At 43.1% G+C, this 11,510-nt stretch carries 8 protein-coding genes and 1 pseudogene; all 9 read right to left on the bottom strand.

Translation table 11 applies throughout. From position 1 onward, the window contains the following. Window positions 1-212: 212 nt before the first annotated feature. Window positions 213-321: pseudogene (locus ACFFAP_RS13385) on the bottom strand (ISKra4 family transposase); the annotation flags it as partial. 78 nt (window positions 322-399) lie between these two features. Next, entirely contained in the window at window positions 400-1,509 is a 1,110-nt protein-coding gene (locus tag ACFFAP_RS13380; RefSeq protein ID WP_375511680.1) for a Rieske 2Fe-2S domain-containing protein, read from the bottom strand. 37 nt (window positions 1,510-1,546) lie between these two features. Then, window positions 1,547-2,905: a cytochrome P450 gene (locus ACFFAP_RS13375; RefSeq protein ID WP_375511679.1), complete on the bottom strand. Its 1,359-nt coding sequence runs from the start codon at window positions 2,903-2,905 to the stop codon at window positions 1,547-1,549. 2 nt (window positions 2,906-2,907) lie between these two features. Beyond that, window positions 2,908-3,951, bottom strand: a complete 1,044-nt coding sequence (locus ACFFAP_RS13370; protein ID WP_375511678.1) for an NAD-dependent epimerase/dehydratase family protein — start codon at window positions 3,949-3,951, stop codon at window positions 2,908-2,910. Between the two features lie 79 nt (window positions 3,952-4,030). Further along, entirely contained in the window at window positions 4,031-5,122 is a 1,092-nt protein-coding gene (locus ACFFAP_RS13365; RefSeq protein ID WP_375511677.1) for an NAD(P)/FAD-dependent oxidoreductase, read from the bottom strand. Between the two features lie 53 nt (window positions 5,123-5,175). Beyond that, window positions 5,176-6,246 (bottom strand): Rieske 2Fe-2S domain-containing protein, encoded by a 1,071-nt coding sequence (locus tag ACFFAP_RS13360; RefSeq protein WP_375511676.1) that lies wholly within the window; start codon window positions 6,244-6,246, stop codon window positions 5,176-5,178. Then, on the bottom strand, window positions 6,243-6,788 hold the full coding sequence (locus tag ACFFAP_RS13355; RefSeq protein ID WP_375511675.1) for an ERG2 family protein: 546 nt from the start codon (window positions 6,786-6,788) through the stop codon (window positions 6,243-6,245). Before ACFFAP_RS13355 ends, ACFFAP_RS13360 begins: the two co-directional genes overlap by 4 nt. A 145-nt stretch (window positions 6,789-6,933) precedes the next feature. Beyond that, window positions 6,934-8,019, bottom strand: a complete 1,086-nt coding sequence (locus ACFFAP_RS13350; RefSeq protein ID WP_375511674.1) for a glycosyltransferase family 32 protein — start codon at window positions 8,017-8,019, stop codon at window positions 6,934-6,936. An 86-nt stretch (window positions 8,020-8,105) separates the two neighbouring features. Beyond that, window positions 8,106-11,456 (bottom strand): FAD-dependent monooxygenase, encoded by a 3,351-nt coding sequence (locus ACFFAP_RS13345; protein ID WP_375511673.1) that lies wholly within the window; start codon window positions 11,454-11,456, stop codon window positions 8,106-8,108. Window positions 11,457-11,510 lie beyond the last annotated feature (54 nt).

Raw genomic sequence — 11,510 nt, 5'->3', positions numbered from 1 at the left:
TTAAAAGCTGTAATCTTTATCTGGCAAGCATTTCGGCTTTTCTTAGTGCCATTCCATACCAAGACAAAAAACCTTCATTAAATCTAACGATAGAAGATTTAGATTCACTACAAGAGGCACACTTTTTTCCTGAGCAAACTTTGGTGCTCACTATCATCTAACCCACACCCATAGAACCCCATTTCTGCCTGGATTAGAGACCTTTTTTTTACGTCGAACTCAGGTTTCCATAGTAAAGTTTGGCAAGAGTTTCAAGCGTTTTTGTGAACCCCCAACTTTGTGAAGGTTTTCTATCAAATGGAACAAATCTTGTACTTCTCGACCGATTCATCCCACAAAATCGCATTGCTCCCTTACTCTAGGCTAAATTGATTTTCATTTTCTTCCCTGATTGCTGAATCAATGTTCTAGATGTTCTTCCCACTTCTGGATTGTCAGTTGCTGGAACAAATGCACTGCTGGGCTAAGTTCAATAATAGGTGCATCGAAGTGAGTATCGTAGCCCTTTTGTTCAGCTTCAACAGCAACCCCATCTTGGCTAAGAAGCGGCTTAATCAGCAGTGGATTTGCAATTTTTAGTACTAAGGTCATCAGCCATTGCGGAATGCGAATTCCTGTTATAGGAATAATCAGAGCATCAAAATAGAACAGGAAGAAGACACGAGTCGTTCGTTCATTAATAGGTAAAATAAAACACCAATGTTTTATTTTACTATCAGTATTTGACCATTGGTAAGGATATTCATAACAAAGCTTCATCGAGTTGGTGTTAACCCGCTTGCGGTCAACGAACAGCCCGGAAACTTTACCCATACCAACTTTGGTTTCGTAATTAACGAACACGCGATCGCCTTGTTGTTCGCACTTGGTCAGCTTGGCATCAGTGAAGGGACGATAGCGCCGATGCAAGTAGGCATGTGTAAAATCACTGAGATTATCAATAATCATGGAGTGATGTGCCTTCCAAGTAAAATCTAGTGGCACACAAGCCCAACTATTGTTACCTTCTAATTCTGGAATCTGGGGAATTTTCCTTTCCTGTGCAAGCGACGCTGACCCAGGAAAAATCCAAATCAAGCCATAACGTACTTTCACCGGATAGCTGCGAACTTTACAAGCAGGCATCGGTTTGTCAAATAAGTCGTGGGGGATATCTACAACTTGCCCCTCCTGGTTGTAAGCCCAACCGTGGTAACAACAGACGAGGCGATTACCCTCTACCTGACCCAAAGAAAGCTGGAGTTGACGGTGAACACAACGGTTTTCTAAGGCTACTAGCTGACCATCTTGTCCACGATACAGAGCAATGGAAGTATTCCAAAACTTCACTTCAACTACCTGTTCTGGCTTAATAGCACGGTCATATTCAACGGCGTACCAGTAATCTGGATTCATCCCTGCTGCACGCACTTTTTGGCGGCGATTTCTTGCTTCAGTAAATGAAGGGGGGCGACGTTCGCACGACGCAGATGCTTGCTGGCCGTTATTGTTATGTATAGATACTCTCATAGCTTACTCTTAGATATAGATATAGCTGATGTTAGGGTCATAGATGGCGACGATAGCGTATTAAACAGGGCTGGCGTGGTCCAATAATAAAAGTGCTGTAATCCGGTTCATAGTTTCGATGTCCTAACTCTAGATCAAACTGTTGCAGCAATACACTCCAAATTACCTTAATCTGTTGGTAAGCAAATGCCTGACCGATACAACGATGCCTGCCACCGCCAAATCCGATGAGGGTGTAGGGTGATTTGCGGTCTTCTGCTCGTTCAGGAGTGAAGCGGTCTGGGTCATAGCGATTGGGAAAATGAAAGCACTCGGACAGTCGGTGAGATACAGCAGGCGAAACCATTGCTAGTCCACCCGCTCTAACGTAGTAGCCATTGTATTCAAAATCACGCAAAATTTTACGCATCAGCATGACTAGAGGTGGTCGCAATCGTTCAGCCTCTTTGATTGATCGTTCTAGAACTCCTAATTGTCGTAACGCCTCAAGAGAAAAAGTTTTACTATTACCTAAAACCGCTTGTTGTTCTGCCATAATCGCTGGTAGATATTGCGGATGCTGCAAAAGTAAAATTCCTGTCCAGGCAGCCAATACTGCACTAGTATGCTGACCAGCAAACAGTAGCGTTAGTAACAGACCCGTAATATTGTCATCAGACAGGACAGTTCCATCGGCATAACGAGCAGTCATCAAGGTTTGTAAGAAATCTTCGCCCTCATGACCACGCGATCGCCGATTAGCAATAATCTGGGAAATAAGTTCAACCATGCGAATGCGAGCCTTGTCACGCCGTTGGAAAGAAGGCAAGGGTAAATAGGGTTGAAAGAAAGCTAACAGACTAATACCGCCTTCTAAGTCATGATATAAACTGGCAAATTCCGTGCTAAGGTTCTGACGAAACTCATGTCCAATTAGACAACGGCTAGCGATAAACACTGTCAGCTCATTCATGGCGGTAAGTAAATCTATTTCTCCTGACTTTCCCCAAGTATCAAAATACGCTTGAGCTTCATCAGCCATAAACTGAGCATAGGCTTGCATACGTTCTTCGCGCAGTGCGGGAAAGATAAAACCAAGCTGCTCACTCATCCTATCGGGAGTGGTGTCGTAGGCAATACCTTTACCAAAAATCGGTACCATAAATTGGTAAGCCTGTTTCTGACTAAACTGGTCGTCAGGAGCGCGAAAGAAGGCTTCGTTAGCTTTGGCTCCAGTTAAAACTGTTACCTTAGACCCTGCTAGTAGAAACGAGAAAATTTCGCCAAATTGATCCCGCGCGTGCTGTAAAACCCCAATCGGGTTGCGTTGAAACTCCAAAGCATGTCCTAGATAGGGCAATCCTCCACGCAGTATTGGAGGCGTTTTTTTGACATCACTAACACTGGTAGTTATCATCTCTAGCTCAAGTTTTCCTTGGGGCGAGTAAATGTGATATTTTTTCGTACAGGAATAATTAAACTCCTGCGCGTAAAGCAATCATAGGCTTCTTGAATGCTGGCGTGAATGCTGGTTGGTTGGTAACTTAGTTCGTTTCTGGCTTTGCTAATGTCTGCGCGGCGATGCATCCGCAAAATTCGGACAGCGCCTGAAGTAAACCGTCGCGGCATTTGAGGGAAAAATCGTGGCATGAAAAAGTCTGTAACTCCAGCCACACCAGCCATCACCGCACTTGGGATTCGCAGAGGTGGACGAGGACAACCAGTAACTTCCTCAAATATACCCATCAATTCATCGACAGTAAGAAACTTGGTACTGAAGATGTACTTTTGTCCGGCGCGTCCCTTTGTCATTGCTAGGATATGACCTTTAACAATGTCTCTGGCTGAGACAAATTCAAAGCCACCAGGAACGTAAACCGGGAGTTTGCCGTTAGCAAAATCCAGAAGTGTCCGCCCCATGCGCGAAGGCTTATAATCATGGGGACCAAGAATCGCACAAGAGACAGCGACAACTACATTCAGACCATTAGCGAACGCTTTCAGACACTCATATTCAACAAAAGCTTTAGTAAACCCGTAAGGCAAGTGGGGTGAGAAAGGATAAAAAGGTACAGTCTCGTCACTGGGTTTTTCTGGGTGATGACCAACGGCACTGAAAGATCCAGAAACTACAACTTTAGAAACTCCTGCTTCCAAGGCAGCCTGAAGAATGTGGATGGTTCCGATGACGTTGCAATCATAAATCTCTCGTAACTGAGGGCGATCATCAAGAGTAGAGATATTGGCGGCACAGTGGTAAATATAATCACATCCTCGCACAACTGCTTTTATTTCAGTAAAGTTTCGTAGGTCACCATAAACTGGTTCTACATCTAGCCCATCCATAGCAGTGTTATTGCTACCCTCTCGTAGCAGCACGCGGACGCGGTGTCCGTCATCTAGCAGCTGCCGCACCAGATTTCCACCTAAGTGACCGCTAGCACCTGTAACCAAAATTGTCATATTACATTACCTGCTGTTTTCAACACTAAAAAATAAATTTGATGCTTTTGATTTTTAAGTTTATTTTCAAGTACATAATCTAACTACCAGCTAATGCCCAAGTAAGAACTTGCTTGATTGGTTTCAATGAACCAAAACGTAAAGCTAAGTCTAGAATCGGTGTTTTTGCTACTTGTAAAAATGTATGACTTGCTCTCAGACGAAAACCAATTTGGTTGCGGATTAACTGCGTGTAAGGTAAAAGCTGTTCTAACGAAAATTCTGTTCCTTGTTCCAAGATAGAACCCAAAAATTTCCCAGCAAGAATACCACTAGCAAGAGCGATATGAATCCCTTCGGCTGTAGCTGGATCTACGAGATTGCCTGCTTCTCCAGCTATAAGGGTTCCTGGCTGTACTAATGCTGTTGGTTTGTGGGTAATTGCAATGGGATGTCCCATCAGATAATCAATACGACTAGCATACTTGAGCCGTTGAGCTAGACGACCTTCTATAAAATCTTCAAAACGTTGTTGTGCATCAAGATTTCCAATGGCTGGGTCATAGCAGATGCCAATATTGACACGATTTTTGCTTTCGGGAAACACCCATCCATAGTAAGGTTTGACTACAGGATCAAAGTAGAGTTCTACAGCATCAGAGATACCTTCCACACCTTCATACCATCCCATAAGGGCGCGTAAAGTTGTTCCCGGACGTTCAGCCACAGCTAACTTGCTCGCACCTCCGTTGCAAACAATGACTGCATCAGCTTCTATATCTCCTTGATTAGTTTTTATGCCCAGTAACCGTCCGTTTTCTCGTATCAATTCTTTCACGCGAATACCTTCAGTGAGTTTGGCACCCCGTCTAGCTGCCTCATAAGCCAGCAGAGTATCAAACCGAGAGCGTAAGAGTATAGCCGCTTCATAGTCGCTACGTAATTCAACGACTCCCCCAGAACCACCGATGAGAGCTGCTTTAATCGGGTAAACTTCTTTGCGAATTATTGACCCTACTCCCATTTGATCGAGGAGTTGCAATGTCCAAGGAGAAAGTCCACTACCACATACTTTGCGTCGAGGAAAGGTAGCTTTATCAACTAAAACTACTTCAATATTAGAAAATTTTGTTAAACTCATCGCAGCCGCAGAACCCGCTGGTCCTGCTCCTATAACTACCACTCGTTTCATAATTAAGCTAAATTTTTTTAGTTTGATTTTTAGTTGCTCAAGCAGAGTTTTCTCTAAACGGGTATGTATGTAGCATTTAAAGATTTTTTACTCTTTCCAGGTACATCAGAATAGAACTGTTGTACCCAGCGCCGATATTGCATAATCGGTCCATCGGCTTCACTTAGTAATGGTTGGTGGTGATAAATCTTGTTTTCCCAAATGGGAATATCCTGTTCTAGGTTATGACTAATTTCCTTCATACTTTTGTTTCTCAGAGCAAGAGTAATGGCCTTGTTTAGCACATTTTTCGTGCTAACTAAGATATGAACATCCAAAAACTCTTCATCAATGGGTGTTAGCAGGAACAGCGCCAAGCTATGAAATTCAATCACTGTTTTCACCTGAGTATAACTAACCTGACAGCCCAAGCCATAGCAACTAATTTCTACCGCACCTTCAGTATCAATCCCCACTTTCCCAAAAACAGACAATCGATATTTCGGGCGCAGCCGATGTACAAGCACGCTATCTTTGATGTCAAACTCCGTTTCTTCGATAGCGCGGAACGATTGCCCATGCAACCAGAGCATGTGGGCAGTATCCATCACGTTTTCTGCCATATCTTGAGGATGAGTACGAATCTTCCAAAAACGGCGTTGAAAGGGAGTCCAATCTGAAAGATTCCACTTTGGAAGTTCTGGCATCTGCCAGCTAGGCGGTTCTGCTTGGGCATGATAGTAAACCATAATTAATCCGTTGACTTCACAGACTGGCAATGAACGGATTTGGGCTTTTGGCGGCAATTTACTAGTGTAGGGCACTTGGACACAATGCCCCCCTTGGTCAAAACACCAGCCATGAAAAGGACACCGGATAGTGTTACCCTCAACTCGACCTCCATAACCAAGGTGCGCTCCTAAGTGTGGACAATGGGCATCGAACACCTGCGGCTTACTATCTTCTGTACGAAAGAGAATAAAATCCTTACCAAAGTAATGCAAGGGTTTGACTTCACCGGGAAGTAGTTCGTCACTGTAGGCAACGCGAAACCAGCCATTAGGGAAAGCAGAAAAGGGAAAGCGCTTGCTCATGGCATCTCCTTTGATGTCGATGGCAGAGAATTGGTATGAAATTGCTTTCAAAAATTTTTTAGTAAAAGTTTTCCATAGATGCCAAAGGTACGGGCTACCGTTTTCAAATCTAGGGTGGACAAAAGAGAATCAGCTATACCAAAGGGAAGCATAGAAGGGATAATTCCTCTGGCGTATTCTAAAACCCAAGCATGGTTTGGAATACATAGTCCCTCACTCTGTAATTTGCTCAGATAGTATTTGTCTCCGGATTTACGCACTATCCGTTCAAAAGGACGGTCTTCGCCGAAGTACCATAGTTCTCCATCCATGACAAAATCGTAAATTTCCGCAAAATGCCGACCTGTATGTCCTTGGGTGCCAATAGGAGAGCCAAAGATCAGAATATACTCACTCATAGAAGCATGAAGAACGGCAACGCTATACATACAGCCTCCGGCATTGTTAAACATCCATTGAATTTTCTTGTTAATTCTGCCTGGATATTTTTGCTCTAATTTTAACCTGACTATTTCAAACATTTGTTCGTAGGGTAAGCCCATCCCTTTCTTGGCAACTTTGTATAAGATATCAGGGTCAAAAATATAATTCATAATAAAAAGGCTTGAGAACATTTAATGAACTAGAGAAGGATTGAAGCTTTTTTAGTTAACGAGAAGTCTTACTCTGAGAGCAAACAATCCAGTATTTTGGTTGATAAGCATTGGTATCGATCACCAAGCTTAAACGTTTTGTCAATCAACCCAGAGAACAACGAGACATAAATTCTTCAAATGTTTGTCTGGCAAGCTTTTTTGAAGCTTCCTTATTGATTAAATTTAGTAACTTTGCTTTCAAGAAGAGTATCCAGTGTTTTAAATCAAACAAAATCCAGATACCGCTTTTTAAGGAAGTTGTAGAATATATATCCCTCAGCCATCCCAAATGTAAATAATGGTTGGAAAAGCTATTATTGTGAAAGTATGAGTAGGGAGAATACTTTTTGAAAAATAATCCTAAAATTACTGCTTTTTTTCCTCGGAGTATTATGTCTAGGATAGGACTTCCTGCCAATGGTAAAAAGTATATTGGAGGCAAAAATAAGTCTATATTTTCATCCTTTCCATTTTCATCCAAAGCTGCCTTTGTTAAGGCTAAAAAAGTCCTCTCACAAGTATTTAAATATTCGTCTTCATCTTTTTCAAACTCTTCCCATTCTTCTAGTAAAGAAGACGAAACTTTGGCTATTATCGGATGGCTAGGTTTTGTTCCTATCAAGCAGTTTTGAAGAAAAATTGCAGATTCAAATCTAGCTGGTAATACTGGAAAAATACCCGCAAAAAAATCATAGGAATGTACAAAAATGTCAAATGGCTTTAAACAAAGACAGTCCATATTTGCGTATATTTCACCATAATTATAGAGTAAATCATACCGAAGTATATCAACTCTTTCACCCAAAGTCAGTGATTTGTTAAAAAACAAAAACTTGAAATTTTCATTGGCAAAGTTATATTGATTTACCCTCTCATTGTCCCAAAATTTATATTCCCAATCTGGATGGTGCTTTATCCAAGTCTTTTGATATTTTTGTAACTTTTTAGGAATTTTTTGGTTCCCAATCCATATTTGATGTATGATTTTTGGAATTTTATGATCTTGATGAGGAATGACTTTAAGAAAGTTGTTTCTTTCATACAAATCTTTAAAAGAATCAAAAATTTTTCTGTTCAGTCCGGTATATTCTTCAATTTGTTTGTAATACCCAGTTCCTTTGCCCATCGCAATATCGAAATCAGCATAATACTTTTCTAGTTGTTGCTTTAATAAAGTTGTGTCTTTCATAACTCTTTAACTACTTTTGCTATTGACTAGGCTCGTTTAGGTATAGCATTGCTCCCAGATTGTTTTATGTGCCAGGATAGAAGTTACTACGTTAACAGAAGTTCTTCTTTTACCGTGCTGAGTCGTTCCAGTCGGCGCGACTCATACAAAGAGAGTGCCCACACCGGAAAATAACTGCGATAAAGCGTGTAGTCTAACAAAGCAGTATGAAAAAACACACCAGCAAAGTCTTGTTTTGCCCAACCGCCACTTTCCAATTGCATATTTACGATTGAACTTGCACCTCTGGCAATTTCCTCCCAATGATTAGCGTCAGCCTTGAGTAAAGCCATCATTGCCCAAGCAGTTTGGATAACTTGACTTTCAGTATTTTCCACATATTCACCAGATAAACATCCCTGGAAATGCTCCCCCCAACCGCCGTCAAGTCTTTGCTTGCTCACTAACCAGCGACATGCCTTGCGGATAGCTGGATCATTGGAAGTATTAGCGGCTGCCAATAAGCCGTAAATACCAAACATCGTGCCGTAGATGAAATTTACGCCCCAGAAACCCAACCACGATCCGTCCGGCTTTTGCTGTTGTCGGAGCCATAATCCAGCCCGTTGGATAGCACTATCAATTTCATCACTCATCATATCCGAATGGTGCGAACGAAATTCCCTTAGTGCCATTAGACACGACGCTGTACACTCGATATACGAATGCTCCGTCATTGAGTTAGCAAACATCTCTGCCGGGTTCATCCACTCTAGCGTTGAGGCAATCTTGCGGCGTTCGTAACTGCCAAAACCACCGTCAGAGTTTTGACAGCGGAGAATAAATTCCACTGCATCCGGCAAATTGCAGTCAGCAAGTACTTCAGGCGGCGCATCTAGCAATGCTAGTAGTGCCTCAGCCGTGCAGTCACTAACAGGCCACCCATGCCAGACCCCTGCAAAGCAGAATCCCCCTTTGGAATCGATACGGTGAAACCTTTCAAAGTTGGGAAAGGTTTCGGGAATCTGTTGAGTGGCAAGAAACTGTTGCGCCTGCAACAGACTTGCAGAAACGTCTACATGAGGACTTGCCGCTTGTAAAGCTTGAATGGAAAAAGCAGTGTCCCAAGTGCTACTGCGTGCGCCTGTAATCCGAAGTCCTGCTTGTTTGTCTTCCCATATCCATCCTTCAAAGCGTTCTAAGGCTTTGCAGATGTCTGGGTCATTGGGGTTGTGCAGCCAAAGGGCGATAATATTGAGTAAGCCACTGACAGGAGATAAACTTGTGTAATCAGTAGTCTGCAACTCGAAGCGGATCAGGTCGATCATTTGAGCGATCGCTTTTGAGCGCCAACCCTGATGATGCCAGTGTTCGTAAAGGTTGCTCAACTTGTATATTAGTTGCAACACTGCACTGGGAGGATTATAAACTTCCTCTTTTCTCAACAATAACCGTGCTGCCCTAAAGTTCACATCCAGGTAATCGCTTACATACAACTCCGATCGCAACGCTTCAATCAACGGTGTCAGAGGAAGCTGAAACTTTTGCCCATAAATAAAGCCCATCGGCATATAAATAAGTCGCGTGTGGCAGTAAAAATTTCCTGGATGAGCTGGTATCCATTTGGGCAATAGCCATGCTTCTGGTAACACTGGATTAATGCCGCCCCAATCGTAGAGATTCAACATCGCTAACCAGAATTTACCCCATGTCGGAATTGCTACCACACCCCCTTGCTCCTTGATAAATTGCAGCGCTGGAGCTAAAAGAGGGTCTTCTTTTTGCACGCCTAATATCCGGGCAGCTACATATATAAGTGTTGTCACAAACAAGTAAGCCTGAGACTTTTCATGCAATCCCCACAAGCCACTGGGTAAGCGAGTTGATTGAAATTGCTGTAGGATAGCCTCGCGCCGCTCCCAGGAAATCGGCGTTTGAGTGATGTGACACATTAACACATACTGCGCTGGTAGCATGGGACACCACACCACCTCGCCCTCCCAAGAGCCGTCGGCTTGTTGCAGTGAAATTAAAGACCTAACGGCGCGTTGCAAGGCGGTAGTAGATTTTATCGTGAATGTAACAGATTTATCCGTTGGCAGCGATCGCAAGTCTTGCTTAGTCGATAACGCATCCTTGATTTCTTCTTGCTTCATCGTTCTTCTTTTATGCTTACTTAGACGGGATAGAGCGATCGCAATTGGCGATTGTAACCACTGACCGAAAGTTCCTAGAACTTGGATCGTGTGTCGCCATTGACATTTAGACGCATTCTCCTTAATGACAGATACTACAGCGATCGCTATTGCTTTCAGAAAAGACTCACTAAAGTGCAACAGATTAGTTTCTGCTCCAGATAACAACCACATCGTGCGGCGGCATTCAATCGGATTTTGTCGCCAGATTTTGTATATGGCTTTGCGGATAGCTATAGCGCTGTCATCATCACGACAAAATACTTGATGCAGGGTGGTAGCCAGTATTTCTGGGACATAAGTACCAAAAGAGCGTTGTTGCTGGTAATCCTCAAAATTCTTACTTTTGACAAGACACTCTGCATCCATGAAACCAATTGTCATTCCCGTCGCAGTAATTGGGTGAAAATATCCAGTGGCATCTCCTACCAGTGCCAAGCCTTCACGACCGTAGTGAGTCCGAGAGCTATACTGGTTTGCCGCCCACACAACAGCAGAGTTTTCCAAAGCCTTGCGAAGTGCCTTCAGCAATACAGACGGTAATATGGGACTATAAGCATCCCATAAATCAGCAGGCTTTTTTTTCAAATGGAGCGGCACATCCAGACAAATACGAACTTGATTTTTACCAATGCGGTATGCAAGGGCAGGCCCTGGCCCTCCCAAGAACACATGACCAAAGCCTTCAAACGGTAGCTCAACGTCTTCTAGTAAAACTCCCGCCATGTAAGAAACCAGCTTGTTGTCATTGGGGATGCCGAGAGCTTTGCGTGCTAAAGAGGCGCGGCCATCTGCCCCAATAATCCGTTCAGCTAAAATCGTTTGAGTTTCGCAGTGTTTGCCATTTTCAAAAGTTAGTTTCTGTGCGGAAATGCTAGTTACTCTGGCATTTGGTATAAAATCCACACCACGATGAGCAGCAGCAGCTTCCCGCAGTGTAGAGATGATTTCTCCATGCTCGCAACTCAGTGCGATCGCACCGTTAGGGTAGGAAAGTTGAATTGGCTGTGTACCGTCATCAGGAAATATCACAAAGCCTTTGCCATTGGAATATCCTAATGATTGTGGAGTGAGTAAAACGCCTAAACGCTCTAGTATTGTCAAACCTGGGGGATGCAACCATTCTCCTGCCAGCCGTTTTGCAGTTTGGGAGTGTGCTTCTAATAACAGGACTTTAGCACCACTATGGGCAAAAGCCAGGGCAGTCACACAACCGACTGGACCTGCACCTATCACAGCAACATCAGGGAAGAGGGTTTTCATGTAAAAATTGGAAATTTAAAATTCAAACTTTAAAATTTAAACTGGTGGGAACGC

It is taken from the genome of uncultured Nostoc sp., from assembly GCF_964245575.1.
Lineage (GTDB): Bacteria > Cyanobacteriota > Cyanobacteriia > Cyanobacteriales > Nostocaceae > Nostoc.
This window is presented reverse-complemented; position numbering and strand designations above follow the sequence as displayed.

What these genes read in the sequence shown, in the direction of transcription:
- ACFFAP_RS13380 (WP_375511680.1), bottom strand. Translation starts at nt 1,509, where the DNA reads ATGAGAGTATCTATACATAACAATAACGGCCAGCAAGCATCTGCGTCG.
- ACFFAP_RS13375 (WP_375511679.1), bottom strand. Translation starts at nt 2,905, where the DNA reads ATGATAACTACCAGTGTTAGTGATGTCAAAAAAACGCCTCCAATACTG.
- ACFFAP_RS13370 (WP_375511678.1), bottom strand. Translation starts at nt 3,951, where the DNA reads ATGACAATTTTGGTTACAGGTGCTAGCGGTCACTTAGGTGGAAATCTG.
- ACFFAP_RS13365 (WP_375511677.1), bottom strand. Translation starts at nt 5,122, where the DNA reads ATGAAACGAGTGGTAGTTATAGGAGCAGGACCAGCGGGTTCTGCGGCT.
- ACFFAP_RS13355 (WP_375511675.1), bottom strand. Translation starts at nt 6,788, where the DNA reads ATGAATTATATTTTTGACCCTGATATCTTATACAAAGTTGCCAAGAAA.
- ACFFAP_RS13350 (WP_375511674.1), bottom strand. Translation starts at nt 8,019, where the DNA reads ATGAAAGACACAACTTTATTAAAGCAACAACTAGAAAAGTATTATGCT.
- ACFFAP_RS13345 (WP_375511673.1), bottom strand. Translation starts at nt 11,456, where the DNA reads ATGAAAACCCTCTTCCCTGATGTTGCTGTGATAGGTGCAGGTCCAGTC.